The following is a 25,121-nucleotide window of genomic DNA, read 5'->3' on the forward strand; positions in this document are numbered from 1 at the left end:
TTGATCGCCTCTCCCATGCCTGCGGGGTGAGCTGTCGGGTTCGGGCTGGAGATACCCGGCCGGAAGCGGCTCCGCGGTAGGCGGAAGCGCATTCGACTTAACCCCTAGGCCACAATATGGCCGTGGAAACTTGGTTCCCCCGTCCCTGCCAACTGGAGCGGTTGGATCCCATGATCAGCGGCAGGGCTCGGCATGCTGACGGGAATGTCCCGTCTGAGAGGGACACCAGTCGACCATAACCCAGGTGCATCGCAATTGTCACATTTGGATAACATACGATGTTCTTCTCTCGCATTGCGCAAACGTCTGGACATTCCAGGGCGTTCCTGGGCGGACCTCTGCTGATACTTTTCCTGTTGAGCACGGTAACAATGTGGAAACAGCAGCCTGCGTTGCGCGGGAATCCGGCGGTAAGCTTCCGGACTATGCCCCTGTTCGTGACCATCGCGAGGCTCCCTTGGCAGGGAGGCCTCCTGGCCCTTGCCCTGGCCGCAGGCACCATGCTGCCGGCGGCGGCCGACGAGCCGCCACCGCCCGGCGGGTATCCCTCCTGGGCGGACGTGCAGGAGGCGAAATCGTCCGAAGCGGCAAAAGCCGCAGAAATCGCCACCATTAATGGACTCCTGACGGACCTTGAGGCGGATTCGGAGGCAGCAGGCGGGATGGCCGTGCGCTCGGCCGCCGACTACGCCGCCGCAGACGCCGCGCTGCAGGCAGCCACCTCCCGCCTGGATACCCTGTCCGCCCACGCCGCCCGTGCCAACGCGGAACTGGCCCGGCACCGGAAGGACATCGGTGCCCTGGCCGTCCAGTCCTACAAGACCGGCGGTACCAATGCAGGATTCTTCGTCGCGCTGGACGCCCTGGAAACCAACAGCGTCCAGGGGCTCAACCTGGTCAAGCTCGTGGGCGACAAGACTGCCACCCTGGTCGCCAGTGCTGCCGCCGCCGAAAAGACGGCCACCGCCCTCACCGAACAGGAAAAAGCCGCCAGGAGCGAGCGGGAACGCCTGTCCGGGGAAGCGAAAGCAAAACTGGACGCCGCACGTTCCGCCCAGGATTCGCTGGCCCGACGCGTCGCAGAGGAGCAGCGGCACGGCAGCGAGCTGACCGCCCAGCTCGCCACCCTGAAAGGTACGACGGCGGCCATGGAGGGTGAGTACCGCCAGGGCCAGGCCGCACTGGCCGCCTACGAGGCGGCCCAGGCGGCCAAACGTGCCGCCGCTGAGGAGCAGGCCCGCGGGCAGGCGGAGGCTGCAGCCAGGGCGGCCGCAGTGGCAGCCCGGCCCAGGCCAATCCGGCACAACCCGGTCCAGCCCCCGGCGCCGTCAGCAATCCCGGCGTCAGCAACCCCGGCCCTCCCGCTCCGGAAGACCCGGCACCGGCCCCGCCAAGCCCTCCCGCCGTCGTCGTGCCTTCTGTTCCCGGCGGTGCGGTGAACGACCCCGCCGGGGCCAAAAGCTACGCGTCCGGACGCCTGCCCGCCTACGGGTGGGGTCAGGACCAGTTCCTGTGCCTGGCCCAGCTGTGGACCAAGGAGTCCAACTGGCTGACCACCGCCACCAATGCCTATTCCGGAGCCTATGGGATTCCGCAGGCCCTGCCCCCGGGGAAGTACGCCAGCGCCGGCGGTGACTGGCTCACCAGCTACCGCACCCAGATCGAATGGGGCCTGGGCTACATCCGCGACCGCTACGGTTCCCCGTGCGCGGCCTGGAACCACTCCGTATCCCTGAACTGGTACTGACTGACGCGTTAGGCTGTCAACATGCCAGATTTCGAACGGTTCCGTGCGATGCTCGAAGAGGAGCGGGCGCGGCGCCTGGCACTGTTGCCGGCGCTGCGGGCGGACATCGAGGCAGCAAACTCGGCGCGCCAGGATTCCAATGTCGATGACGAGCACGATCCCGAGGGTGCCACCATCGCCTTCGAACTCTCACAGGCCTCCGCGCTCCTGAAACAGAGTTCGGCGGGCCTGGACCAGATTGAGGCGGCCCTTGCCCGGCTGGCGGCGGGGACCTATGGAACCTGCGCCGTCTGCGGGGAGCCCATCGCCGAGGGCAGGCTGGAAGCCCGCCCCTGGACCCCGTACTGCATCCGGCACGCGGCGTCCGGGCGCGGACGGTGACCGGTACGGCGGACGTTGTGTCCGCGGCGGCGGATTTCGTGGACCGGACCCTGCAGAACGAGGGCGCCTGGTATCGTGCGGACGACGTCGGGGCCCGGCTGGGCGGGGTACTGGCCTCTTATGGTTCTTCTGTGGGGGCCGTCCGCGGGACCGTGCGTGATGCGCTGCGGAAGTTCAAGGACCTGGACCATGACGGCACGGTCATGCTGGCGTCCGCCCTGTGGGGTCAGCCGCGGCCCGGTTCCCGGCCGGTGTTCGAGCGCCGCCTGGCAGCGGTGGTGCTGCTGCAGTCACGGGTGCGGCTGCTCCGTCACTCTGACCTGACCCGGCTGGAGGGCTTCCTTCGCTCCGCGCAGGCGGCGGACCTGACCGGGCCCCTTCTTACCGACGTCCTGGTCCCGTTGCTGGCGGGGCTGGGGGAGCGCGAGCGGCAGCGGGCAGGCGTTGTCCTGGCGCGGTGGCGGGAAGACCCGGACCCGCAGCTGCGGGCGGCGGCCGGCGCCCTTGAAAAAGGCTTGTCCATTTGAAACGTACCGAGGAGATCCACATGAATGAACCGTTTGACCTTGAGCGTTTTGTTGCCGCCCAAAACACCGGCGGAACCTATGAGCAGGCGCTGGGCGAGCTGCAGGTCGGCAGGAAGTCCGGGCACTGGATGTGGTTTGTCTTCCCGCAGATTGCCGGGCTGGGACAGAGCGACATGTCCCGCAAGTACGCCATTTCCTCGCTGGCGGAGGCCCGCGCCTACCTGGACCACGAGGTGCTGGGTCCGCGGCTCCTGGAGTGCGCGCTGGTCCTGGCAAACCACGCCGACCAGTCGGCCGACGACATTTTCGGCGGTATCGACGCCAGGAAACTCCGCTCCAGCATGACACTGTTTCTCCGGGCGGCGCCCGGAGAAACAGTGTTCAAGACCGTCCTCGCCCAGTTCTTCAACGGGGAACCGGACCCGGCCACGGACGAGCTCCTGGCCGGCCAGGACGCGGCCGGCTGACCTCCGGCGGCTGCCCCGCTGCTGCGGGGAGCCCGGGTCGCGCTACGGTGTTGGGCTGCCGCCGTTGACGTTGAGCGTCTCGCCCACCACGTAGCTGGACTCGGGCGAGGCCAGGAAGACATAGGCGGGGGCAAGCTCGGCGGGCTGGCCCGCGCGGCCCAGGGGAGTGGACTGGCCAAACTCGGGCAGTTCCTCCTTGGGCTGGCCGCTGCTGACCTGCAGGGGCGTCCAGATGGGTCCCGGGGCCACCGCGTTTACCCGGATTCCCTTGGGCGCCAGCTGCTGGGCCAGGCCCTTGGTGAAGTTGTTGATGCTGGCCTTGGTGGTGGCGTAGTCCACCAGCGTGGGGGACGGGTTGTAGGCCTGGATCGACGTGGTGTTGATGATGGTTGAGCCCGCCGGCATGTGCGGCACGGCGGCCTTGGTCACCCAGAACATGGCATAGACGTTGGTCTTCAGCGTGTGGTCGAACTGCTCGTCGCTGATGTCCTGCAAGTCCTCCTGCGCAACCTGTTTTCCGGCGTTGTTGACCAGGATGTCAACCCCGCCCAGCACGGCCACCGCCGTGTCCACCAGTTCCCGGCACACGGCGGAGTCCTTCAGGTCGCCGGGTACCTTGACGGCCTTGCGGCCGGCGGCCTCAATGAGTCCGGCAATGCGCGAGGCGTCCTCCTCTTCCTGCGGCAGGTAGGAAAGCACGACGTCGGCGCCCTCCCGTGCGAAAGCGATCGCCGTTGCTGCCCCGATGCCCGAGTCCGCGCCGGTCACGATGGCCCGGCGGCCTTCCAGCCGCCCGGTGCCCCGGTAGGTCTCTTCCCCGAGGTCGGCCTTGGGCGCCAGCTCAGCATCGAGTCCGGGCTCGGGCTGGTGCTGCTTGGGCGGGGAGATCTTTTCGTAGGCAGTCACGGGATTACGGAAGGTGTACTGGTCAGTCATGGTGGTACTCCTGTTCGTGCTGGACGCGGGCTGGTTCTTCGCCCGGATGGTGCAGCAGCCCCGGGCTGCCGGGGCAACCACTAAAACTAAGCATGCTTACGGTTCCTACCCTAGGCAGAAATCCGCCGCCCTGCCAAGCTGCTCCGCGGGCTCAGTCGCGGCGGACCTCCACCAGCCTGACCTCCGCCAACCGCCCGCCGTCCACCACGGCCTCCATGAAGGTACATGCCGGCTGGCGGCGGCGGTCGGTGGGCGATCCTGGATTCAACAGCCGCAGCCCGTTCGGCGACACCGTATCCCAGGGGATGTGGCTGTGCCCGAACACCAGGACGTCGGCGTCGGGAAACAGCGCGTCGCATCGCTGTTCCCGGCCCTTTGCCTGGCCGGTCTCGTGGACCATGGCAAAACGGACACCATCCAGGACTGCGGTGGCGGTCGCGGGCAGCCGCCTCCGCAGCTCCGGGCCGTCATTGTTGCCAAAAACCCCCAGCAGGCGCCTGCTCCTGCGTTCGAACTCGTCCAGCAGTGCCGCCTCCACCCAGTCGCCGGCGTGGAAGACCGTATCGGCGCGGTCAACCGCGTCCCACACCTGTCCGGGCAGGCTCCTGGCCCTTTTGGGCACGTGGGTATCGGCGAGCAGGACAAGGTTCAATGGCATACCCGAATCCTGCCACGGTGCCCTGTTCCCGTGCGGCCGGGAGTCGTAATCTGGGGGCTTGGAGGTGATTGCCGTGGAGGCAGCCCAAGGCGACCGCATCGTTGTGCACGGGAGGACGGTGGGGTCTTCGGACCGGCGCGGGGTGATTCTGGAGGTCCGCGGCGAGGGCGGCAGTCCGCCGTACGTCGTCCGCTTCGACGACGGGCACGAAACCGTCATGTATCCCGGCGGCGATTTCGCCGTCGAGCACGGACACAGCACCTGACGCTCCTGCAGGACTGCACCGGCGCCGCTTCACCTGTCAGACTGGAGCAATGGATCATTTTCCGTCCGCAGGCATGTCCTCCACCCCGCCGCAGCGCACCGGTCCCCGCGACCCGGGCGACGCCTGGGTGGAAGGGGACCGCGGCAGGTACTGGGGCCGCTTCGGCGCCGCGGGCGTCCTTGCCTGGGACCCCGCCAAAGGCGTGCTCCTGCAGCACCGTGCGGTCTGGAGCCACAACGGTGGAACCTGGGGGCTGCCCGGCGGTGCCCTCCACCAGGGCGAAGAACCCGTTGACGGCGCCCTCCGCGAGGCGTACGAGGAAGCCGCCGTCCCATCGGAGAGCGTGGAAGTGCTGTTCACGTCCGTGCTGGACCATGGCTACTGGTCCTACACCACGGTGGTAGTGAGGGTGCGGGAATCCTTCGAGCCGGTGATCAGCGACCCCGAAAGCATCGCCCTGCTCTGGATCCCGGTGGCAGAGGTGGAAGCCCTGGACCTGCACCCCGGTTTCGCGGCGGCGTGGCCGGAACTGCTGGCGCAGCTGGACACCGGCGAACCCTGGTAGGCCGGCCCCGGACTCCTCCCAGGGGGCTTCCGGCTAGTAGCCTTCGCCGTACTCGGCGGTCACCAGGATGGGCAGGTGGTCTGAGTTTCCGCGCGGGAGCGTCTCCACGCTGGCGATGTCCAGGCCCAGCGAGGTGGCGAAGTCGAAGTGGCCCTTGAATACCTTGTAGCGGGTGTACGTGCGCCGGTTGCTCAGGGAGAGGGCGTACCCGGAGTTCTTCATGTGCATGTCCAGGTTCTTGGTGAAGAACGGGTAGTTGAAGTCACCCACCATCAGGGTCATCAGGCCCTTGCCCATGCTGAGCAGTTCCGCGTGGGCGGCGTGGATCTGCTTGCGCCGCAGCGAGTTCGACGCCGTCAGCGGGGCTGCATGGAAGGAACCGATCACCAGCTCGTGCTGCGTTTCGGTGTCCATCACCCTGATGCCGATGAGCCGTTCATGGGCCGGAGCCAGCACCCTGTCATGCATTGATTTCTTCAATGCGAAGGACTGCGTGTCCAGTGCGGTGAAGCGGCTCGTGCGGTAGTAGATGGCCAGGCCCAGCCGGTTGCCCTTGGTGGCATCCGCCAGGTGCAGCGGGCCGAGGGTCTCCGGGAGGTCGCTGGCGTCCACTTCCTGGAGGCACAGCGCATCGATGTCATGGTTGCGGGCCAGGGCGAGAAGTTCGCCGCTGGCCTTGTGCTTGCGGAGGTTGTAGCTGATGACGCGCATGAAACACCTCTTTTGAGGGTTGCTGACAGGACCAGTTCCTTACTCTAGTCCGATTGCCACCCGCACCCTCCAACATTTCGTTGCCCGCGCCGCCGCGCCGTGCGGTGTCCACGGGGGATAGAGTTAGTGGCAATTCACTGAATTTCCGTAAGGGGCCAGCCTTGACTGCAGACCTGCCTGAACTCGCCGAAGGCAATTTCTACTACCAGGACCTGGGCGGCGGGCGGCTCCGCTCCACCATCCACGCCCAGGGTGCCTGGAACGTCCACGAACAGCACATGGCCCCGGCGTCGGGCCTCATGGCAGATGCCCTGGAACGGCACCAGCCACGGGAAGACATGCGGATGGCCCGCCTCAGCTACGAGATCCTTGGACTGATCCCGGGCGGCGAGTTCCGGATCGAGACCACCACGCTGCGTCCCGGAAGGACCATCGAACTGGTGCAGGCGGAGCTGGTGGCCGGCGGCCGCACCGCCATCCGCGCCGCCGGGTGGCGCATGCTGACCAGCGACACCGCTGAAGTCGCCGCCGTCGAGGACGCAGGGATCCCCGGCCCCGACGAATGCAAGCCGTACGACGGCGCCGCCGTCTGGCCCGGCGGCTACATCCGCTCCCTCGAAATGAGGGTGGCCGAGGGCCACCGGCCCGGAGCGGGCAAGGTGTGGCTCCGCACCGACCACCCCCTGACCGACCGCGCCGACAGCGGCGACCTGGCCCGCCTCATGGGCATGGTGGACACGGCCAACGGCATCGCGGCCAGGGTTCCGCCGGGGAAAGGCAGCTACGCGTTCCCCAACCTGGACCTACAGATCCACATGTACCGCCGCCCCCGGGGGGAATGGCTCGGACTGGACAACGCGGTGTCGTTCGGCAGCGACGGAATCGGGCTGACATCCACCGTCCTGCACGACCGGCAGGGGCCGTTCGGGCGGGCTGAACAGATCCTGACCCTGCGCAAATCCTGATGATTCCCACTCCCTGACCTTGTGACTGGTCCTCGCCGTGCGCGGGTCCTGACCTATGGTGCGGGCATGTATCGCTGAGTATCGTTGTATATCGTTCACGATTGGCAAAGGAGTTCATGATGCGTGCTTCATACCCTGCGGGCGGATTCGGCGGGAACAATCTTGACGGTATGTGGCAGGCCGTCGAGGAACTGCGCTCCCGGTTCGAAAAGCGGGCCGGAACCCGCGCCGGGAAAGGTGAGGTCAGGACGGCGGTGCTGGCCCTGCTGGCCGAACGGCCCATGCACGGCTACCAGATCATCCGCGAGATCGAAGAACGCAGCGGGGGCAGCTGGAAACCGAGCGCGGGCTCCGTCTACCCCACCCTGCAGCTGCTGGCGGATGAAGGATCAATCACTGCCGAGGAATCCAACGGCCGCAAAATCTACTCATTGACCGAAGCCGGCCGCGAGGAAGTGGCGGCCCACCCCGGGGCTGCGCCCTGGGATCCGGCCGGCCCCCTGCCCGGCGGCGTTGCTTCCCTGCCCAAAGCCGGGATCGAGCTGGCCCAGGCCGCGGCGCAGGTTGGCCGTACCGGCACCCAGGAGCAGGTGCACCAGGCGGTGGCGGTGCTGGACGAGGCCCGCCGCCGCCTGTACGCGATCCTCGCCCAGGACTGACGGGGGTGGCGTCCACCGTCCAGGACAGGGCGAACCCCCAGCTGCCCCTGCGGGAACACCGCGGCCGCTACCGGCGGATTCTGCGCTTCGCTGCCTGGAACCTCGCCGCCACGTGGTGGTTCGAGCTGTTCCTGCCCCGGATTGGCCTCGGCCGGGTGGCCGCCAGGACGCGGTCACGGCGGATGCGGAGCTTTGCCCAGCGCTTCCATGACCTGGCCGTGGACCTCGGTGGCCTCATGATCAAGGTGGGCCAGTTCCTGTCCTCCCGGCTCGATGTCCTTCCGCCCGAGATCACCAAGGAGTTGGAGGGGCTGCAGGACGAGGTGCCGCCGGTCGACTTCCCGGCCATCTCCGCCCTGGCCGCCAGGGAATTGGGAACACCGCTGGAGCACGTTTTTGCCTCGGTGGACCCGGCACCGATCGCGGCTGCCTCCCTGGGCCAGGCCCACCGCGGCCGCTTGAATCCTGCCGACGCCGGGGACACCGGACTCGACGCCGTGGTCCTGAAAGTGCAGCGCCCGGGCATCGGCGCGATTGTCGACGTCGACCTTGCCGCCCTGCGCAAGGTTGCCGGCTGGCTCAGCCACATCCGGCTCGTTTCCCGCCGCGCCGACATGCCGGCGCTGGTGGAGGAATTCGCCCAGACCAGCCTGCTGGAAATCGACTACCTGCACGAGGCCGTCAACGCCGAGCGGTTCGCCGCGGATTTCGCCGGGGACGACCGCGTGGAAGTCCCGGGCGTGGTGTGGGAACGGACCACCCGCCGTGTGCTCACCCTGGAGGACGTCACAGCCATCAAGATCACGGACGTCCGGGCGCTCCGTGCCGCCGGCATCGATCCCGCCGCGGTTGCACCGGTATTCGCGTCCATCATGTTCGACCAGCTGTTCACCAACGGCTTCTTCCACGCCGACCCTCATCCGGGGAACATCTTCGTCACCCCGGTCCCCCCGGACGCAGGGGGACTTCCCTGGAAGCTGACGTTCATCGACTTCGGGATGATGGGCGAAGTCACGGCCTCCACGCGCAGCGGCCTGCGGAAGCTGCTGATCGCAGCCGCCGCCCGGGACGGCAAGGGGCTCGTGGCGGCCATCAATGACGTGGGCGTCCTGATGCCGTCAGCCGACAGCGTGGGCCTGGAACGCGCCATGACGCAGCTCTTCGCCCGCTTCGGCGGCATGGGATTCGCCGAACTGCGCGAGGTCGACCCGCGGGAGTTCCGTGACTTTGCCGTGGAGTTCGGCGACGTGGTCCGGTCGCTGCCGTTCCAGCTGCCGGAGAACTTCCTGCTGATCATCCGGGCCATGTCCCTGACCTCCGGGGTATGCAGTGCCCTGGATGAGCGTTTCAACCTCTGGGATTCGGTGGAGCCCTACGCCGCGCAGCTGCTGCGGAACGAACGGGGCAACGTGGTGCAGGACGTTGCCCGGCAGGCTGTCGACGCTGCCGGTGTTGCCCTCCGCCTCCCGGGCCGCCTGGATGCCCTGGCCGGGAGGCTGGAGGAAGGATCGCTGCAGGTTTCCGTCCCACGCCTGGAGCGCCAGGCTGCGCGGCTGGACCGGGCTGTGCGCCGCTCAGCCTCGGCCCTGGTCTTCGGGGCCCTGCTGCTCGCGGGAGCCATTGTCCGCCCCGACGACCTTGCGCTGGGCAATGTGCTGATGACCGCGTCGGCCCTTCCGCTGCTGCACGCGCTGTGGGTGGGGCGGCGGGGACGTTAAGGCGGCTGCCGCCGTCGGGCGTAACCTAGGGGTGGCCTGCCCGTCCGCGGGCCATGAACCGCCGCCACTGAAACCTGTCGACGTTGAAATTGTCGCCGCCACACCATGGGAGCTTCGCCACAATGCACCACACCGGTACCGGATCCAGCACGCTCACCGTGGTGCGGCAGGACGTGTCGCTCGGCGCGGGCCGGGACCTCGAATTCGGCCTGGAGCTGCTGGCAAGAGCACGGAGCGGCGCCATTGGTCCCACCCTGCGGCTGTACCGGCCGTCGCCCACCGTGGCGTTCGGGCAGCGGGATACCCGGCTGCCGGGATTCGACGCCGCAGCCCAGGCCTGCCGGGACAACGGCTTCGAACCCCTGGTCCGGAGGGCGGGCGGCCGCGCTGCCGCCTACCACCGGGGCACCCTGGTGGTGGACCACATTGAACCGGATACCGACGCCGTCGCCGGATCCAAAGCCCGGTTCGGCTACTTCGGGGACCTGTTTGCGGAGGCGCTGCGGAGCGTGGGCGTGCAGGCGGCCGTGGGTGAAATTCCCGGTGAATACTGTCCCGGCGAATTCAGTGTCCACGGTACCGACCCCGCAGACAGCTCCCGGAGGGTGAAACTGGTGGGCACCGCCCAGCGGGTTGTCTCCGGCGGCTGGCTCTTCAGCTCGGTGATTGTGGTGGAGGACTCCGCCCCGATCCGGAAGGTCCTTACCGACAGCTATGCCGCGCTCGGCCTGGACTGGGATCCCGCCACCGCCGGCGCCGCCAACGATCTGGTGCCAGGCCTGGACGTCGCCGCCGTCGAGCAGGCCATCCTTAACACGTATGCGGGCCATGCCACCCTGGAAGCTGGTTCCTTCAGCAGCCTGGGGGCATGACCCGCAACAGTTCCGGCGCGGCGGCCGGTCAGGCGGCCAGGCGGCTCTTGACCTCCGCGGCGGACGGGTTGGTGGCCGCGGTGCCGTCCGGGAAGAGGACCGTGGGGACGGTGCGGTTGCCACCGTTCAGCTGCTCCACGAGTTCAGCCGTGCCGTCCACCTCTTCGATGTTGATTTCGGTGTAGCCGATGCCCTGTGCGTCCAGCTGCTTCTTCAGCCGGTTGCAGTAGCCGCACCAGGTGGTGGAAAACATGGTGATGGTGCCGGATTCGGGAGTGAAGTCCACAGGGATCTCCTATACGTCGCTTGAAAGGTTTCCTTACTGTCAACCGTAGCGTGGCCGGCGGTATTCCCCCGTGCCGGGTGGCCGCTGCGGTGCCTGGATGACAGTTTGTGGCGGGCGGTGGCAAGCTTGTGGCATGTGTGGACGCTACGTAATGGCACGCGCCGTGGGTGATCTCCTGGCCGAATTCGACGCCGGGCTGGAGGACGAGGTCACCATCCCGCCGTCCTGGAACGTGGCACCCACCGACGCGGTCCCCATCGTGCTGGAGCGGCTGGTGGATGGCGATGCCGAGCCCCGGCAGGTCCGCCAGCTGCATGTGGCGCGCTGGGGCCTGGTCCCGTCCTGGGCAAAGGATCCCGGGATCGGATCCCGCATGATCAATGCCCGGAGCGAATCCGTGCTGGAGAAGCCGGCCTTCCGGAAGGCTGTGCAGTCCCGCCGCTGCGCCGTCCCGGCGGACGGCTACTACGAATGGAAGCAGGGGCCCGGGAAATCGAAGCAGCCCTACTACGTGCACCCGGGCGGGGACCATGGGTTGGTTTTCGCCGGCCTCTACGAGTGGTGGAAGGACCCGTCCGTGCCGGAGGGGGAGCCCGGACGCTGGCTGCTGTCGACGTCGATCCTCACGGCCGACACGCCGCCGCCAGGGACGGAATCCACCATCTTCGGGAAACTGACCGAGCTGCATGACAGGGTGCCGCTGCCCATGGACAAGGCCACGATGGAGGCCTGGCTGGACCCGCAGGCGGACGATGCCGCTGCACTCGTTGACCTGGTGCGGTCAGGGGTTAAGGAGGCAGCCGCCGACTGGCAGGTGGACTCCGTGGGCAAGGAAGTGGGCAATGTCCGCAACAACGGCCCGGAACTGATCCGCCCGGTGGAAGCCCTGTTCTAGCAGCCCCGCCGGGGCCGCCGCCCGTCAGACGGTGACCGTGCCGGCGTCGTCCACTGCCCAGGTGGGGTTGTACGCCACTTCCCAGCGGAACCCGTCAGGGTCGGCAAAATATCCTGCGTAGCCGCCCCACGCCTTGGTGACGGGCTCGGCAACGATGGCAGCACCGGCCGCCGCAGCCTGTTCCATGACGCTGTCCACTTCCTGCGGGCTTCCCAGGTTGTGGCTGAGCGTGATGCCGGGGACGCCGGCGGGAGGACTGGTGCCGGCTTCGGCCTGCATCTGGGTGCTGTCCCAGAGGGAGAGCACCAGCCCATGGTTTACCTGGATGAACAGGACTTCCCCGGCAACCTCGCGGTGGACGGGCCAGCCAAGGCCGTCCACGTAGAAGGCGCGCGAGGCCTCGACACTGCGGACACCGAGGGAGATAAAGTCGACTCTGGGCTCCATGCTTCGATACTGTCAGATGATGGCGACAATTCAAGGAAACGATAGGGATGCCCGGGCCGACAGGGAACAGCTCGCTGCCGTCCGGGTTGCTGTTGACGAGGTGGATGAGCAGATTGTCACCCTCATCGCCCGCCGCGAGCGGCTGATCAGGATCGCCGGCACGCTGAAGGGTGATGACGCCGAGGTGCGCGCCCCGGGCCGGGTGGAGCGGATCATTGAACACGTGCGGGCTGCTGCCGAGAAAAAGGACATTGACCCGGACATCGTGGAGTCAACCTACCGGGCCATGATCTCCGCGTTCATTGAACTTGAACTGCGGATCCATAAAGAAAACAGCTGAGGAAGAGCTTAGAGCGCTTCCTCCACCGGCACCCCGTGCTGGAACTCCCGTCCGTCCGCCTCACTGAAGGCGGACAGGACATGCCCCTGCCCGAGCCCGTTCAACGCCGTCAGGGGAAAGCTGCCGGTGATGCTGCTCTGTGAGTGGGTGACGCCGGACAGGTCGTAATCCTCTTCGATTCCCTGGTCCCGGTTGAACGCGTAGCAGGCGATGGCCTCCCCGTTCATGAACTCAATGCACAGCCGGCGCTGCGCCGAATAATCAGGCGAGGCTCCCATCAACCCCACCACGTAGGCACCGGATACCGGTATGGTGCCGTCGATATCGAACGTGGCGACCAGGGTGGAGTCCTCGGTCTTGATGCTGGCCTGCTTCAGGAGTGCGTCATCGGTACTCATGCCAACATCCTGCTCCCTGCCGCACGCCCCGTCCACCCCCGCCTATGTTTTGATGCCATCCCGGCGTAGACTGGTTTTTATTCGAATACATATTCGAATGCCTGTTATGGGGAGAATCGTCCGGGAGGTGCGCATGGGCATGTTCAGCGAGTCTGTTGACGTGGTGTGCAACAAAGCCGGACAGCCGGAATCGTTGACCTGGGCCGGGGCTTCCTACACCGTCTGCGCCGAACCCCTCCGGTGGTACGAACGCCGGCAATGGTGGGCGGAGGACAGCAGGGCACCGCTGGGAAGCGGCCAGGGCGTGGTGGATCACGAAATCTGGCGCGTGCAGGTTCTGCCCTCCCGGGCAGCCTCCCGTTCCGCTGCGCCGGAAGAACCGGCCGGCGCAGAACCCCTCACCCTTGACCTGACCCGCCATCTCCGCAGCAACCGTTGGCGGCTGCTGCGGATCCATGACGCCCTCCGCCACAGAACAGCCTGACCAGTCCAGCATGAGCTTCACCCACCTTCACGTTTCCACGGCGTTCAGCGCCCATTACGGTGTTTCCTGGCCGGAGGAACTGGCCATGGCTGCCGCCGCCGACGGTGCCACAGCCCTCGCCTGTACAGACCGGGATGGCCTCTACGGAACCATCAAGCACCTCAAGGCCTGCATGGCAGCGGGCATCGACCCCATTGTGGGGGTGGACCTTGCAGTGTTTGACGACGACGGCGATCACCGAACGCAGGTGTCAGGCAGGGTGGTGGTGCTGGCCCGCGGCCAAAACAACGGTGCCGGATACCGTGCGCTGTGCCGGCTGGTTTCGGACGCCCACGCAAGGACCTCGGGGAAAGCCGGGGGAGCGGTGCCCGCTGCTGTCACCCGCGCCGAACTGGCCTCCCGCACCCTGGACCCCCAAACCCTTAAGCCGGTGCTCACCGTACTGCTCGGCCCTGATTCGGATGTGGGCCGGGCCATGGGCGGACGGCGCTACCTGCGGCCCCGGACCCTCTTCAAGCAGTGGCTTGACGCCATGCCCGCCGGAACCGTGGTGGCTGAAATCGTCTCCCAACTCAGCGCACCTGGTACCCCGATGAGCACGGCGCATGCTGTGCGCATGCTCAGGCTCGCCGAGGAACACCAGGTACCGGCGGTCCTGTCCAATGCCGTTAGGTACTGCGCTGCGGACGGAGCACCAACCGCTGACGTCCTGGATTCGGCCCGGACATTGAAGTCCCTGCCCGAACTGGCAGGGGAGCCACTCCTGCAGCCCACCGGCCAGGGGTGGCTGAAAACCCCGGCGCAGATGCTGGGGCTGGGCAAGGAAATCATTTCCGCTGCCGGTTATGGTGCCGCCGATCTCAAGCAGCTGATGACGCAGACGGAGGCGCTCGCCGATCTCTGCCGGATCGATCCCACCTCAGACATGGGATGGAAACAGCCCGTGGTTCCCGAAGCATCCGTTATTGGCATCAACCAGGATCCGCACGCTGAACTCATCCAGCGTTGCCATGCAGGAATCGGCCGGAGGTTCCCGGGCGCCACTGGCAACACGGAGAAGGAGATCCTGGCCCGCCTGGACCATGAGCTTGGGATCATCCACAACCTGGGCTTCTCCTCGTACTTCCTCACTGTTGCCGAGGTGTCCCGGATGATCCAGGACATGGGGGTCAGGGCGGCAGCAAGAGGATCGGGAGCATCCAGCCTGGTCAATTACCTGATCGATGTCAGCCATGTGAATCCCCTCCAGCACGACCTGATCTTTGAACGTTTCCTCTCCAACGACCGCGCCACCCTTCCGGACATCGACATCGACGTCGAAAGCGCTGAACGCCACAACGTCTACCACCGCATCTTCGAACGCTTCGGCTCTGAACGGGTAACCCTGATGAGCATGCAGAACGGATACCGCGCCCGTGGTGCCGTGCGCGACGCCGGCCTGGCGCTGGGCATGGACGACGACGAGGTGGGGGAGATCGCCAAGCAGCTGTGGCGGTTCTCTGCACGGAAATTCCGGGAAGCACTGCAGGAAAAACCGGAACTGCGAGAGTTTGCCGGCCGGGTGGAGCAACGCGACGCCCATGGCAACCAGCAACTGGACCTGCTGGTGGACCTGACCGAACGGCTCGACCGGCTGCCCCGCCACATATCCATGCACCCGTGCGGCGTCATCCTGGGTGATGCCACCCTCCTGGACCGCACCCCGGTCCAGCCCAGCGGTCTTGGACTGCCCATGAGCCAGTTCGATAAACATGACATGGACCCCATGGGCATGCTCAAACTCGATGTCCTGGGTGTCCGCATGCAAAGCGCCATGGCGTTTGCGGTCCGGGAGATCATCAGGATCCATCCCTCCAAGGAGGAAGTGGTCAAGGCGGGGAACCACCCTGCTGGCCCGGAAGGTTCCGGCCCCGATTACATTGCCGCCAACGGCCGGATAGACCTCAACGCCGTCCCCCTCGACGACGAAGCCACCTATGAGCTGATCAGGAGCACGCATACCCTTGGCTGCTTCCAGATCGAATCACCCGGGCAGCGGGAACTGATCGGCAAAATGGCGCCGCGGGAGTTCAACGACCTCATCATCGATATTTCACTGTTCCGCCCGGGACCGATGAAATCGGACATGGTGCGGCCCTTCCTGGAACACCGGCACGGATTCGCCCCTGAGGTCTACCCGCACCCTGACCTCAAGCCGGTGCTGCAGGAAACCCACGGGGTCACCGTCTTCCACGAGCAGATCCTGAAAACCCTCCACGTCATGACCGGCTGCGGCCTGGCAAAAGCCGACGAATTCCGCCGGGCACTCAGCAGCGAGGCCGGAGAAGCGCGGGTGGAGGAGTACTTCCGGTGCCACGCCAAGGCCAGGGGGTACGCCCCCGAGGTGGTGGACAAAGTGTGGGGGACGTTGAAGTCCTTTGCCAGCTTCGGCTTCTGCAAAGCCCACGGGGCTGCTTTCGCTGTCCCCACCTACCAGTCCGCCTGGCTCAAGACACACCACCCGGAAGCCTTCCTTGCAGGATTATGGGAGCACGACCCCGGCATGTACCCCAAACGGCTGCTCGTGGCCGAAGCCCGCCGGCTGGGCATCCCCATCCTTTCCCTGGACATTAACCGCAGCAAAGCCGAATACCGGGTGGAGCGGATCGGGACAGGCAGGGACGCCGGCAGGCTGGGAATCAGGCTCAGCCTGAACGGGATTTACGGCCTCTCTGCTGCAGAACTGAAGCGGATTGTCGCCGGCCAGCCCTATGACTCACTTGCGGATCTCCGGGCGCGCTCGCGGCTCAGCAAGCCAAGCATCAGGCGCCTTGCACAGCTGGGGGCCTTTGATTCCCTGCACCGCGAAGCCGGAGGCACCGCCAACCGCGCGGACCTGGTGCACCATTTGCAGCAGCTTCAATCAGCCAATGGCCCGCGGAAAGGCTTTGAGGTGCTGGAGGGGCAGCTGTCCCTTCCCCTGGGCGACGTCGAACTGCGCAACATCAAGCCCGGGCTCCCTGCCCCCACGCTGGTGGAAAACGTCCGGGCAGAACTTGACCTCATGGCCGTGGATGTCAGCACGCACCTGATGGACAGCCACCGTCCCCTGCTGGAAAGGCTGGGCGTCACCACTGCCGATAAACTCCTCAGCCTGCGCAACGGTACAGAAGTGCTGGTGGCAGGAGTGCGGGTGGCCACCCAGACCCCACCCATGCGTGGCGGCAGGAGGGTGGTGTTCATCAGCATCGACGACGGCACCGGCTGCGTGGATTCGGTCTTCTTCCACGAGGCCCAGGAAAACGCCGGTCCGCTTCTGTTTGGAACACGCCTGCTGCTGATCCGCGGGACCACCCGAAGGACCGGTCCTCGGGGCATCAGCATCAGCGCGAGCATGGCCTGGGACCTGGGCAAAACGGACAGTTTGCCCTTGCCGGAGTCCATCGGCGGGTCCACCGGGGTGTCCGGCCCGGAGGCCTTCGGCGATGTGCCACATCCCCTGGATGGCATCAGCAGGACGCTGGCGATTACCGGGTTCAACGGGTAACCGCGGTTCCGCACCCCCCGTGTGCCGCGTTGGTCGGCCCATACCGGAACCGATAGCATTGACGGTGGCTGGCTGTGGTCCCCGTATGCCACAAGCTATGAAGCCTCAACTTTGAATAGGAGACACCCGTGTCAGATGCCCAGCAGATCACCCTTCTCGTCGATGGCGAAGAGACCAAGGTGACTACCGGGACAACCGGTGCGGAACTCTTCTTTGAGCGCCGTGACGTTGTTGTTGCCCGCGTCAACGGCGAGCTGAAGGACCTGGACCAGGAACTTCCTGAAGGCGCCGAGGTGGAAGGCGTCACCATTGATTCCCCCGATGGCCTGAATGTCCTGCGGCACTCCACCGCCCATGTCATGGCCCAGGCCGTGCAGCAGCTCCGTCCCGACGCCAAACTCGGCATCGGCCCCTACATCACCGACGGCTTCTACTTCGACTTCGACGTTGCCGAGCCGTTCACTCCCGAGGACCTCAAGACCCTCGAAAAGATGATGCAGAAGATCATCAACCAGAACCAGAAGTTCGTCCGCCGCGTGGTCAATGAGGACGAGGCCCGCGAAGCCATGAAGAACGAGCCCTACAAGCTCGAGCTCCTGGGCAAAAAGAACGAAGCCGCCGAAGCCGGGGAAGGCGTGAACGTCGAAGTCGGCGCCGGCGACATCACCATCTACGACAACGTGGAACGCAAGGAAGGCGCCACCGTCTGGTGCGACCTCTGCCGCGGCCCCCACCTGCCCAACACCAAGCTCATCTCCAACGCCTTCGCCCTGACCCGTTCGTCGTCGGCCTACTGGCTGGGCAACCAGAAGAACCAGCAGCTGCAGCGCATCTACGGCACCGCCTGGCCCACCAAGGACGCCCTGAAGGCCTACCAGGAACGCATCGCCGAAGCCGAGCGCCGCGACCACCGCAAGCTCGGCTCCGAACTGGACCTGTTCTCCTTCCCGGACGAACTGGGCTCCGGCCTGCCCGTCTTCCACCCCAAGGGCGGCATCATCCGCAAGGAGATGGAGGACTACTCGCGGCAGCGGCACGTCGAGGCCGGCTACGAGTTCGTCTACACCCCGCACATCACCAAGGGCCACCTGTACGAGGTCTCGGGGCACCTGGACTGGTACAAGGACGGCATGTTCCCTGCCATGCACGTCGACGCTGAACTCAATGAGGACGGCACAGTGCGCAAGCCCGGCCAGGACTACTACCTGAAGCCGATGAACTGCCCCATGCACAACCTCATCTTCCGCTCCCGCGGCCGGTCCTACCGTGAGCTGCCCCTGCGGCTGTTCGAATTCGGCTCCGTGTACCGGTACGAGAAGTCCGGTGTGGTGCACGGCCTCACCCGTGTCCGGGGCATGACACAGGACGACGCCCACATCTACTGCACCCGCGAGCAGATGAAGGACGAACTCACCAAGACCCTCACCTTCGTCCTGGACCTGCTCAAGGACTACGGGCTGAACGACTTCTACCTCGAGCTGTCCACCAAGGACCCCGAGAAGTACGTCGGCGACGACGCCACCTGGGAGGAAGCCACCAGGACCCTCGCCGAGGTAGCCCAGGAGTCCGGGCTGGAGCTGGTGCCCGATCCAGGCGGAGCAGCCTTCTACGGTCCCAAGATTTCGGTGCAGGCCAAGGATGCCCTGGGCCGTACCTGGCAGATGTCCACTATCCAGCTGGACTTCAACCTGCCCGAACGGTTCGAGCTGGAATTCCAGGCCGCCGACGGCAGCCGCCAGCGTCCCGTCATGATCCACCGCGCGCTCTTCGGATCGGTGGAGCGCTTCATGGGCGTCCTCACCGAGCACTACGCCGGGGCGTTCCCCGCGTGGCTGGCTCCGGTCCAAGTGGTGGGCATCCCCGTGGCGGAGGCGTTCAACGATTACATGTTCGACGTCGTTGGCCAGCTCAAGGCGGCAGGTATCCGCGCCGAGGTGGATACGTCCTCGGACCGCTTCCCCAAGAAGATCCGCACCGCCAGCAAGGACAAGATCCCGTTCGTGCTGATCGCGGGCGGAGACGATGCAGAGGCGGGCGCTGTTTCGTTCCGCTTCCGGGACGGAAGCCAGGACAACGGCGTGCCCGTCGCGGAAGCGGTCAAGCGCATCACCGAAGCCGTCCGCAACCGGACCAGCTAGCCGAACGGAAGCAGCACAGTGCAGGAGAACACAGGCGCAGGATATCCAGGCGATGCCGGCGTTACCGACGACTTTGCCCTCGCCGGTGTCCCGGACGCCTTCCAGCGCCTGTGGACTCCGCACCGCATGGCCTACATCAAGGGCGGCCAGCACCAGTTCAAGAACGAGAACGACTGCCCGTTCTGCGTAGGCCCCGGCCGCACTGACGAAGAGGCGCTCATCGTCTACCGCGGACGGACCTGCTATGTGGTGCTGAACCTGTTCCCCTACAATCCGGGCCACCTGCTGGTCTGCCCCTACCGGCACATTCCGGACTACACGGACCTTACGGTTGAAGAAACAGCGGAGTTCGCCGAGCTGACCCAGACGGCCATGCGGGTCCTGCGGAAAGTGTCCAATCCCGGCGGCTTCAACCTGGGCATGAACCAGGGCGTGGTGGGCGGTGCAGGTATCTCCGCACACCTGCACCAGCACATTGTGCCGCGCTGGGGCGGGGACGGTAATTTCTTCCCCATCATCGCCCAGACCAAAGCCATTACCCAGACCCTTGATGAGGTCCGGCAACAAGTGGCTGAGGCCTGGCCCGGGGAGTCGGATGCTGAATAGGCATGCCCGCGGTTTCTTCACCGCGCTGTTTACCCCACTGGCCCGCTGGCTCCTGAAAATTGGAGTCTCCCCGGACGCGGTCACCATCCTCGGAACCGCGGGTGTTGCCGCGGGAGCCCTCATCTTCTACCCCCTGGGTCAACTCTTTTGGGGGACCGTCTTCATCACCGCGTTCATCTTTTCCGACGTCCTGGACGGCATCATGGCCCGGATGCAGGACGTCAAGAGCCGTTGGGGAAACTTCCTCGACTCCACCCTTGACCGGGTCGCTGATGGGGCCCTCTTCGCCGGCGTGTCCGTATGGTTCTTCACCGGTGGATACAACACCGCCATCGCCGTCAGCGCGCTGCTGTGCCTGGTCCTGGGCATGGTTGTGTCCTACGCCAGGGCCAAGGCCGAGTCGCTGGGGTTCACCGCCAACGTCGGGATCGCAGAACGGGCCGAACGCCTGGTCTCCGTGCTGGTGGTCACCGGCCTGACCGGTTTGGGACTGCCACCGGTGGTGCTCCTGGCCACCCTGGTCCTCCTGGCTGCGGCGAGCCTCATCACCGTCGTGCAGCGCGTCGTTTCCGTGCGCCGGCAGTCACTGGCGGAACCCACGCCCGCTGATTAAGCATGATTAAGCTGGCCGTGCGGCGGGGGACTAGTATATAAGTGCCCGGTCAAGCGACCCGGCAATCCGTGCGTGCACCTCCGGCAGCTGCCGCCGCATGCCCGGCGAAGATCATCTGTCTACCCATAGGGGTTTTTGTGTCTACACCTGATGTAAGCAACGAGGCCGGTTCGTCCGCGAACAGCGTCACGGGCAGCAGCCGCGTGAAGCGTGGCATGGCCGAGATGCTCAAGGGCGGCGTCATCATGGACGTCGTCAACGTCGAGCAGGCCCGCATCGCCGAAGACGCCGGTGCCGTGGCAGTCATGGCGCTGGAGCGTGTTCCGGCCGATATCCGCGCCCAGGGCGGCGTGTCCCGCATGTCCGATCCCGACATGATCGACCAGATCATTGACGCCGTATCCATCCCGGTGATGGCCAAGGCCCGCATCGGCCACTTCGTGGAAGCCCAGGTCCTGCAGTCCCTCGGAGTCGACTACATCGACGAGTCCGAGGTCCTGACCCCGGCCGACTACGTCAACCACATCGACAAGTGGAACTTCAAGGTTCCCTTCGTCTGCGGTGCCACCAATCTCGGTGAGGCCCTGCGCCGCATCAACGAGGGCGCGGCCATGATCCGCTCCAAGGGCGAGGCCGGCACCGGCGACGTCTCCAACGCCACGGGCCACATGCGCAAGATCCGCTCGGAGATCGCCAAGCTCTCCTCGCTGCCCGAGGACGAGCTGTACGTCGCCGCCAAGGAACTCCAGGCCCCGTACGAACTGGTCAAGGAAGTTGCCGCTGCCGGCAAGCTCCCCGTCGTCCTGTTCACTGCAGGCGGCATCGCCACCCCCGCTGACGCTGCCATGATGATGCAGCTCGGCGCCGACGGCGTGTTCGTCGGCTCCGGCATCTTCAAGTCCGGCAACCCTGCCCAGCGCGCCGCCGCCGTCGTCAAGGCCACCACCTTCTTTGACGACCCCGACGTCATTGCCAAGGCCTCCCGCGGGCTCGGCGAAGCCATGGTGGGCATCAACGTCGACGAGATCCCCCAGCCGCACCGCCTGGCTGAGCGCGGCTGGTAAGTCTCTCCTCGCGTCCACTTTGGGCGCCTGGCGGCGCTGATCCTCTGCGTGCTATTCCCCGCGTCCCGCTAAAGCCGCTTCGCGGCGAGCCGGGACGCGGGGCCCCTTTTACGCACGCTGCCGGATCACCACCGCCTGCCGCTTCGGGTCGGGTTTACTGACCTAACTTACGACGCCGGTTCCCTCACCTTCTTTGGTGGGGGACCGGCGTCGTTCTTTTAAATCGGTTGCTCCGTAGATGTCGTTTTCCGGGCTCAAAACGACAAGTACTCAGCAATCGATGGGGGTTACTCCAGGCCTCGGCGCTTGAGCAGCGGGTCCAGTCCTGCTTCGCGGCCCCTCAGGATCCGGAAGGACTCCAGGGGGTCCCGGCTGTTGCCGCGGCTGAGGAGTTCTTGCCGGAAGCGTTCGCCGTTGGCGCGGGACAGGCCGCCGTTCTCCTTGAACCAGTCCACGGTCTCCGCGTCCAGGACCTCGCTCCAGATGTAGGAGTAGTAGCCGGCCGCGTAGCCGGCGCCGGCGAAGATGTGCTGGAAGTAGCCTGTGCGGTACCGGGGCGGGATCAGGGGGTGCGCAATCCCTGCCGCAGCCAGGGCCTTAGCCTCGAACTCCACGGCATCGTCCGGAACGTCGCCTGGCTCCAGCGTGTGCCATGCCAGGTCCAGGAGGGCTGCGCCCAGGTACTCGGTGGTGGCAAACCCTTCGCCCCAGAGCCGGGATTCCTCAAGCCTGTCCACAACGTCCCGCGGAAGAGGTTCGCCGGTGACGTGGTGGCGTGCGTAGTTGGACAGCACCTCCGGCCACATGATCCACATCTCGTTCACCTGCGACGGATACTCCACAAAGTCCCGGGGCACGGCAGTGCCGGAAAAGCGGGGATAGGTGACGTCGGAGAACAAGCCGTGCAGGGCGTGGCCGAACTCGTGGAAAAGGGTGCGCAGCTCGTCCAGGGTGAGGAGCGTCGGCTCACCCGCGGGCGGCTTGGAAATGTTGAGCGTATTGATCACCACCGGCCGGGTGCCCAGGAGTCCAGACTGGTCCACGAGCGAGTTCATCCACGCACCGCCGCGCTTGGATTCACGCGCATAGTAGTCGCCCAGGAACAACCCCAGGCCGGTTCCGTCCCCGTTCCGGACCTCCCAGATGCGAACGTCCGGATGATAGGCGCGGAGGTCGTGCCGCTCGTGGAACGTGATCCCGTACAGCGCAGTGGCTGCAAAAAACACTCCATCCGTGATCACCCGGTCCAGCTCAAAATACGGACGCAGTGCCTGTTCATCAACGTCGTACTTCTCCCGCCGCACCTTTGCCGAATAGTAGGCCCAGTCCCAAGCCTCCAGCGGATGCCCGGCGGCGTCGGCCAGGGCTGCCGCCTCGGCGTCAGCATTGCGGACGGCCGCCGGCGCCATCCGGCCCAGCATCGTCCGGACGGCTTCGAAGTCCGGCGCCGTCTGCCGGTCGGCCACCAGTTCGGCGTAGTTGGCGAAACCCAGCAGTTGGGCCTTTTCCGCCCGCAGCCCGGCCATCTCCCGGGCCAGGTCCAGGACATCCAGGCTCCCGCCGCCACTGCCCCTGGCCACGGATGCTTCGAACAGACGACGGCGGACGTCCCGGTTCTCGAGCGAGGCCAGCGCCGGCTGGTTGCCGGGCTGGATCAGGGTAAGCAGGAATTTGCCGTCGTGCCCGGCGGCGCGTGCCGCTTCCGCGGCACTGGCGACGTCGTCCGCCGGCAGGCCCGCCAGGTCGCCGGCGTCCTCCAGCAGCAGCGCCGCGGACTTCATCCCCTCCTTGACCCGCTGTCCGAACTCCGTGCCCAACCGGGCCAGTTCAGCGTTGATGGCACGCAGCCGCTCCTGGCCGGGCGCATCGAGCTGGATCCCGGACTGGCGGAACTCCTTGAGGTACTCCTCCACCAGGCGGGCTGACTCGGGATCGAGGCTGTCCGTATCTATGCCGGCAAAGCGCCCATACAGTGCACTGTTGAGGAAAGCTTCGTCCTGGTGGGCCTGGAAGCGCGGCGAAAGCTCTGTTTCAAGTTCCCGGATTTCCGCGGAGGCATCCGCCGACACCAAGGTGAAAAATGCCGCAGCCGCCCTGTTGAGGAGCTGCCCGGAGCGTTCCATGGCCAGTGCCGTGTTTTCAAACGTGGCCGGTGCGGCGTTGCTGCTGATGGCCCGGATCTCGTCCAGGTGGGCAGCCAGTCCTGATTCGATGGCGGCGCCGTACTGGCCTGCTGTGAGGGCCTCGAAAGGCGGAAGACCGTAGGGCAGGGGACTGGCGGCAAGGAGGGGGTTGGTCATGGGGTAAACCTTTCACAGCAGGGCGCGGTTCTCAATTGATGGAAATGGTGCTGCCTCCCAGGTCACATCCCTAGAATTGCCGCTATGGTGTCCGTTCCGGGCCCCATTCCGCACGTGCTGGAAGGCGTACACGGGTTCGGCTATACGAGGGGGCCACCGGTCCATGAGCAAAAGTGCCACGACGCAGGCGGCTGCATCCCTGGGTGTGCCCGTACGGTGGGTGGGCCCGGGCGCCGTCACGGTCCTGGCCCTGGCCTACGGCATCTTCTGGTACTTCGCGCGCCCGGAAGGTGAACCCGTACTCCGCCATGTGGGCCAGCTGTTCGGCGGCGAATCCGTGCTGCTGTATTCCATCGCCCTGGTCCTGGTCAGCACACTCCCGCACGTTGAGCCGGTGTTCGGCGGCATAGACCATGCAGCGATCTGGCACCGCAGGGCCGCCGTTACGGCTACTGTCCTGTTGCTGCCGCACATAGAACTTGCGTCCAACCCGGAGGCAACCAGCGTGGGTAAGACACTGGCCGTGGTGGCCATTTCCGGCCTTGCCGCACTGGTGGTGTGGGCGGTGCTGCCGCGTTGGCGGACTATGCTGCCGGCGCCCGTCCGCCGCGTGGTGCTCGCCGCACTGCAGACCAAGGGTGTCCGCCTGGTGGTGCGCCTGCTGGGTGGTTATGAGCGCTGGCGCGGCTTCCACCGCCTCACAGGCTTGTTCGTGGCTGCCGGATTCCTGCATGGACTGCTCGATGCCAGTGCGTTTGAAGCGGCGCCCGTCCTGCGGTGGAGCTATGTGGCCATCGGCGGAACGGGGCTGGCATTCTACGTCTACCGGGAGCTGCTGGCGCGCCGTTTCCTGCCCCATCACGACTACCAAGTCGCAGGGGTCCGCCCGGTCGCGGCCGATCTGGTGGAGGTGGCGCTCCGTCCCCTGGGCCGCCCCCTGGTGTTCAAACCCGGCCAGTTCGCCATGGTCTACCTCGAAACAGCGGATGGCTGGCAGCGGCACCCCTTTTCCATTTCCGGGCCCGCCCAGGAGGGCGGCATCAGCATCACGGTCAAGGCGCTGGGTGACCACACCACAAGGCTTCCCGACGTGGTCCAGCCTGGGATGCCGGCCGTGGTGGGCGGCCCCTACGGCCGATTTGACCGGCACAAGGGCACTGCCCACCAGGTCTGGATCGCCGGCGGGGTGGGGATCACGCCCTTCCTGAGCTGGCTGCGGTCGCTGGACGCAGACCCGGGCGGCGGGCTGCAGGAAGATGTCGACTTCTTCGTTACCTCGGCGGGCCCGTCGCCTTTTGCCGAGGAAATCATCGCCATCGCCAGGAACCACCCGCGGCTCAAGGTCCATGTGGTTGACACCGAAAGGGACGGGCGGCTGACCCCGGCCGCGGTCATGGCCGCGGTGGGCACCGAACCGCGCCTGCTGTCAGTTTTCATGGGTGGGCCCGACGCCATGCTCCGGCAGTTCCGCAAAGCCTTCCGGGCAGCGGGTGTCCGCAGGCTCAACATCCACCGGGAGTACTTCCAGTGGCGGTGATCCAGGCGGTCGCAGT

27 protein-coding genes and 1 riboswitch are annotated in these 25,121 nt (G+C 66.2%); of the genes, 20 read left to right on the top strand and 7 right to left on the bottom strand.

Going from position 1 to position 25,121, the window contains the following annotated elements; all coding sequences use genetic code 11:
- Window position 1: 1 nt before the first annotated feature.
- Window positions 2-173, bottom strand: a riboswitch (cyclic di-AMP (ydaO/yuaA leader).
- A 252-nt stretch (window positions 174-425) separates the two neighbouring features.
- From BACI349Y_RS09335 to BACI349Y_RS09350, 5 genes are read left to right on the top strand one after another with little or no spacing between them, the layout of a single operon-like run.
- Window positions 426-1,439: a coiled-coil domain-containing protein gene (locus BACI349Y_RS09335; RefSeq protein ID WP_236560780.1), complete on the top strand. Its 1,014-nt coding sequence runs from the start codon at window positions 426-428 to the stop codon at window positions 1,437-1,439.
- Complete coding sequence (locus tag BACI349Y_RS20250; protein WP_236560782.1) at window positions 1,436-1,747, top strand: hypothetical protein; 312 nt, start codon at window positions 1,436-1,438, stop codon at window positions 1,745-1,747. Before BACI349Y_RS09335 ends, BACI349Y_RS20250 begins: the two co-directional genes overlap by 4 nt.
- A gap of 21 nt (window positions 1,748-1,768) precedes the next feature.
- Entirely contained in the window at window positions 1,769-2,128 is a 360-nt protein-coding gene (locus tag BACI349Y_RS09340; protein ID WP_159631866.1) for a TraR/DksA family transcriptional regulator, read from the top strand.
- Window positions 2,125-2,655, top strand: coding sequence for a DNA alkylation repair protein (locus BACI349Y_RS09345; protein WP_159631867.1), 531 nt, complete (start codon window positions 2,125-2,127; stop codon window positions 2,653-2,655). The genes BACI349Y_RS09340 and BACI349Y_RS09345 overlap by 4 nt, the downstream gene beginning before the upstream one ends.
- 20 nt (window positions 2,656-2,675) lie before the next feature.
- Complete coding sequence (locus BACI349Y_RS09350) at window positions 2,676-3,122, top strand: DUF1810 domain-containing protein (RefSeq protein ID WP_159631868.1); 447 nt, start codon at window positions 2,676-2,678, stop codon at window positions 3,120-3,122.
- 42 nt (window positions 3,123-3,164) lie between these two features.
- Here BACI349Y_RS09350 and BACI349Y_RS09355 read toward each other — a convergent pair whose 3' ends face one another.
- Entirely contained in the window at window positions 3,165-4,058 is an 894-nt protein-coding gene (locus tag BACI349Y_RS09355) for a glucose 1-dehydrogenase (RefSeq protein ID WP_159631869.1), read from the bottom strand.
- A 151-nt stretch (window positions 4,059-4,209) separates the two neighbouring features.
- Window positions 4,210-4,716, bottom strand: a complete 507-nt coding sequence (locus BACI349Y_RS09360; protein ID WP_201302419.1) for a metallophosphoesterase family protein — start codon at window positions 4,714-4,716, stop codon at window positions 4,210-4,212.
- A 73-nt stretch (window positions 4,717-4,789) separates the two neighbouring features.
- On the opposite strand from BACI349Y_RS09360, the gene BACI349Y_RS09365 reads away from it, so the two are divergent.
- Together BACI349Y_RS09365 and BACI349Y_RS09370 are read left to right on the top strand one after the other, a co-directional pair.
- Window positions 4,790-4,981 carry a DUF1918 domain-containing protein gene (locus BACI349Y_RS09365; RefSeq protein ID WP_159635457.1) on the top strand — a complete coding sequence of 64 codons (192 nt, stop codon included), beginning with the start codon at window positions 4,790-4,792 and terminating at the stop codon, window positions 4,979-4,981.
- A 49-nt stretch (window positions 4,982-5,030) separates the two neighbouring features.
- Window positions 5,031-5,546 carry an NUDIX domain-containing protein gene (locus tag BACI349Y_RS09370; RefSeq protein WP_159631870.1) on the top strand — a complete coding sequence of 172 codons (516 nt, stop codon included), beginning with the start codon at window positions 5,031-5,033 and terminating at the stop codon, window positions 5,544-5,546.
- A gap of 33 nt (window positions 5,547-5,579) precedes the next feature.
- Here BACI349Y_RS09370 and BACI349Y_RS09375 read toward each other — a convergent pair whose 3' ends face one another.
- A complete protein-coding gene (locus BACI349Y_RS09375) occupies window positions 5,580-6,257 on the bottom strand; it encodes an endonuclease/exonuclease/phosphatase family protein (protein ID WP_159631871.1) in 678 nt (225 codons plus the stop codon).
- Window positions 6,258-6,418: 161 nt separating this feature from the next.
- On the opposite strand from BACI349Y_RS09375, the gene BACI349Y_RS09380 reads away from it, so the two are divergent.
- The 4 genes from BACI349Y_RS09380 to BACI349Y_RS09395 all read left to right on the top strand — a co-directional run bounded on the left by BACI349Y_RS09380 (window position 6,419) and on the right by BACI349Y_RS09395 (window position 10,471).
- Window positions 6,419-7,222, top strand: coding sequence for a thioesterase family protein (locus BACI349Y_RS09380; RefSeq protein ID WP_159631872.1), 804 nt, complete (start codon window positions 6,419-6,421; stop codon window positions 7,220-7,222).
- A 119-nt stretch (window positions 7,223-7,341) separates the two neighbouring features.
- The gene (locus BACI349Y_RS09385) at window positions 7,342-7,881 is read left to right on the top strand and encodes a PadR family transcriptional regulator (RefSeq protein ID WP_159635460.1); all 540 of its coding nucleotides are present in this window, start codon (window positions 7,342-7,344) and stop codon (window positions 7,879-7,881) included.
- Between the two features lie 5 nt (window positions 7,882-7,886).
- Window positions 7,887-9,599 carry an ABC1 kinase family protein gene (locus tag BACI349Y_RS09390; RefSeq protein ID WP_159631873.1) on the top strand — a complete coding sequence of 571 codons (1,713 nt, stop codon included), beginning with the start codon at window positions 7,887-7,889 and terminating at the stop codon, window positions 9,597-9,599.
- A gap of 122 nt (window positions 9,600-9,721) precedes the next feature.
- Window positions 9,722-10,471 carry a lipoate--protein ligase family protein gene (locus tag BACI349Y_RS09395; protein ID WP_159631874.1) on the top strand — a complete coding sequence of 250 codons (750 nt, stop codon included), beginning with the start codon at window positions 9,722-9,724 and terminating at the stop codon, window positions 10,469-10,471.
- Window positions 10,472-10,499: 28 nt separating this feature from the next.
- Here the strand turns inward: BACI349Y_RS09395 and BACI349Y_RS09400 are convergent, their stop codons facing one another.
- Entirely contained in the window at window positions 10,500-10,757 is a 258-nt protein-coding gene (locus tag BACI349Y_RS09400; protein ID WP_141941622.1) for a mycoredoxin, read from the bottom strand.
- 133 nt (window positions 10,758-10,890) lie between these two features.
- On the opposite strand from BACI349Y_RS09400, the gene BACI349Y_RS09405 reads away from it, so the two are divergent.
- Window positions 10,891-11,652, top strand: coding sequence for an SOS response-associated peptidase (locus BACI349Y_RS09405; RefSeq protein WP_159631875.1), 762 nt, complete (start codon window positions 10,891-10,893; stop codon window positions 11,650-11,652).
- 24 nt (window positions 11,653-11,676) lie between these two features.
- Here the strand turns inward: BACI349Y_RS09405 and BACI349Y_RS09410 are convergent, their stop codons facing one another.
- The gene (locus BACI349Y_RS09410) at window positions 11,677-12,099 is read right to left on the bottom strand and encodes a VOC family protein (RefSeq protein WP_159631876.1); all 423 of its coding nucleotides are present in this window, start codon (window positions 12,097-12,099) and stop codon (window positions 11,677-11,679) included.
- Window positions 12,100-12,115: 16 nt separating this feature from the next.
- On the opposite strand from BACI349Y_RS09410, the gene BACI349Y_RS09415 reads away from it, so the two are divergent.
- Complete coding sequence (locus BACI349Y_RS09415) at window positions 12,116-12,439, top strand: chorismate mutase (protein WP_159631877.1); 324 nt, start codon at window positions 12,116-12,118, stop codon at window positions 12,437-12,439.
- Window positions 12,440-12,447: 8 nt separating this feature from the next.
- On the opposite strand, the gene BACI349Y_RS09420 is transcribed toward BACI349Y_RS09415, so the two are convergent.
- Window positions 12,448-12,837, bottom strand: coding sequence for a hypothetical protein (locus tag BACI349Y_RS09420; protein WP_159631878.1), 390 nt, complete (start codon window positions 12,835-12,837; stop codon window positions 12,448-12,450).
- Between the two features lie 133 nt (window positions 12,838-12,970).
- Between BACI349Y_RS09420 and BACI349Y_RS09425 the strand changes: the two genes are divergently transcribed.
- From BACI349Y_RS09425 to pdxS, 6 genes are all read left to right on the top strand, one after another.
- Complete coding sequence (locus BACI349Y_RS09425) at window positions 12,971-13,321, top strand: DUF6504 family protein (protein WP_159635463.1); 351 nt, start codon at window positions 12,971-12,973, stop codon at window positions 13,319-13,321.
- Between the two features lie 10 nt (window positions 13,322-13,331).
- Entirely contained in the window at window positions 13,332-16,847 is a 3,516-nt protein-coding gene (locus tag BACI349Y_RS09430) for a DNA polymerase III subunit alpha (RefSeq protein ID WP_159631879.1), read from the top strand.
- A gap of 128 nt (window positions 16,848-16,975) precedes the next feature.
- Window positions 16,976-18,985, top strand: a complete 2,010-nt coding sequence (thrS, locus tag BACI349Y_RS09435; protein WP_159631880.1) for a threonine--tRNA ligase — start codon at window positions 16,976-16,978, stop codon at window positions 18,983-18,985.
- 18 nt (window positions 18,986-19,003) lie between these two features.
- The gene (locus tag BACI349Y_RS09440) at window positions 19,004-19,591 is read left to right on the top strand and encodes an HIT family protein (protein ID WP_159631881.1); all 588 of its coding nucleotides are present in this window, start codon (window positions 19,004-19,006) and stop codon (window positions 19,589-19,591) included.
- Window positions 19,581-20,204, top strand: coding sequence for a phosphatidylinositol phosphate synthase (gene pgsA / locus BACI349Y_RS09445; RefSeq protein WP_159631882.1), 624 nt, complete (start codon window positions 19,581-19,583; stop codon window positions 20,202-20,204). The genes BACI349Y_RS09440 and pgsA overlap by 11 nt, the downstream gene beginning before the upstream one ends.
- 137 nt (window positions 20,205-20,341) lie before the next feature.
- Window positions 20,342-21,268: a pyridoxal 5'-phosphate synthase lyase subunit PdxS gene (gene pdxS / locus BACI349Y_RS09450; protein ID WP_159631883.1), complete on the top strand. Its 927-nt coding sequence runs from the start codon at window positions 20,342-20,344 to the stop codon at window positions 21,266-21,268.
- Between the two features lie 287 nt (window positions 21,269-21,555).
- Here pdxS and BACI349Y_RS09455 read toward each other — a convergent pair whose 3' ends face one another.
- The gene (locus tag BACI349Y_RS09455) at window positions 21,556-23,568 is read right to left on the bottom strand and encodes a M3 family metallopeptidase (RefSeq protein ID WP_159631884.1); all 2,013 of its coding nucleotides are present in this window, start codon (window positions 23,566-23,568) and stop codon (window positions 21,556-21,558) included.
- 163 nt (window positions 23,569-23,731) lie between these two features.
- Here BACI349Y_RS09455 and BACI349Y_RS09460 point away from each other — a divergent pair, with 163 nt between their 5' ends.
- Window positions 23,732-25,105, top strand: a complete 1,374-nt coding sequence (locus BACI349Y_RS09460) for a ferredoxin reductase family protein (RefSeq protein ID WP_159631885.1) — start codon at window positions 23,732-23,734, stop codon at window positions 25,103-25,105.
- Window positions 25,106-25,121: the final 16 nt, after the last annotated feature.

Origin of the sequence: Arthrobacter sp. 8AJ, from assembly GCF_902506025.1 — a bacterium.
In the GTDB taxonomy this organism is placed as follows: domain Bacteria; phylum Actinomycetota; class Actinomycetes; order Actinomycetales; family Micrococcaceae; genus Arthrobacter.

Excerpts from the sequence above, each read along its gene's own strand:
- BACI349Y_RS09335 (WP_236560780.1), top strand. The coding sequence starts at position 426 with ATGCCCCTGTTCGTGACCATCGCGAGGCTCCCTTGGCAGGGAGGCCTC.
- BACI349Y_RS09340 (WP_159631866.1), top strand. The coding sequence starts at position 1,769 with ATGCCAGATTTCGAACGGTTCCGTGCGATGCTCGAAGAGGAGCGGGCG.
- BACI349Y_RS09350 (WP_159631868.1), top strand. The coding sequence starts at position 2,676 with ATGAATGAACCGTTTGACCTTGAGCGTTTTGTTGCCGCCCAAAACACC.
- BACI349Y_RS09355 (WP_159631869.1), bottom strand. The coding sequence starts at position 4,058 with ATGACTGACCAGTACACCTTCCGTAATCCCGTGACTGCCTACGAAAAG.
- BACI349Y_RS09360 (WP_201302419.1), bottom strand. The coding sequence starts at position 4,716 with ATGCCATTGAACCTTGTCCTGCTCGCCGATACCCACGTGCCCAAAAGG.
- BACI349Y_RS09370 (WP_159631870.1), top strand. The coding sequence starts at position 5,031 with ATGGATCATTTTCCGTCCGCAGGCATGTCCTCCACCCCGCCGCAGCGC.
- BACI349Y_RS09375 (WP_159631871.1), bottom strand. The coding sequence starts at position 6,257 with ATGCGCGTCATCAGCTACAACCTCCGCAAGCACAAGGCCAGCGGCGAA.
- BACI349Y_RS09385 (WP_159635460.1), top strand. The coding sequence starts at position 7,342 with ATGCGTGCTTCATACCCTGCGGGCGGATTCGGCGGGAACAATCTTGAC.
- BACI349Y_RS09395 (WP_159631874.1), top strand. The coding sequence starts at position 9,722 with ATGCACCACACCGGTACCGGATCCAGCACGCTCACCGTGGTGCGGCAG.
- BACI349Y_RS09405 (WP_159631875.1), top strand. The coding sequence starts at position 10,891 with ATGTGTGGACGCTACGTAATGGCACGCGCCGTGGGTGATCTCCTGGCC.
- BACI349Y_RS09410 (WP_159631876.1), bottom strand. The coding sequence starts at position 12,099 with ATGGAGCCCAGAGTCGACTTTATCTCCCTCGGTGTCCGCAGTGTCGAG.
- BACI349Y_RS09415 (WP_159631877.1), top strand. The coding sequence starts at position 12,116 with ATGATGGCGACAATTCAAGGAAACGATAGGGATGCCCGGGCCGACAGG.
- BACI349Y_RS09420 (WP_159631878.1), bottom strand. The coding sequence starts at position 12,837 with ATGAGTACCGATGACGCACTCCTGAAGCAGGCCAGCATCAAGACCGAG.
- BACI349Y_RS09425 (WP_159635463.1), top strand. The coding sequence starts at position 12,971 with ATGGGCATGTTCAGCGAGTCTGTTGACGTGGTGTGCAACAAAGCCGGA.
- BACI349Y_RS09430 (WP_159631879.1), top strand. The coding sequence starts at position 13,332 with ATGAGCTTCACCCACCTTCACGTTTCCACGGCGTTCAGCGCCCATTAC.
- pgsA (WP_159631882.1), top strand. The coding sequence starts at position 19,581 with ATGCTGAATAGGCATGCCCGCGGTTTCTTCACCGCGCTGTTTACCCCA.
- BACI349Y_RS09455 (WP_159631884.1), bottom strand. The coding sequence starts at position 23,568 with ATGACCAACCCCCTCCTTGCCGCCAGTCCCCTGCCCTACGGTCTTCCG.
- BACI349Y_RS09460 (WP_159631885.1), top strand. The coding sequence starts at position 23,732 with ATGAGCAAAAGTGCCACGACGCAGGCGGCTGCATCCCTGGGTGTGCCC.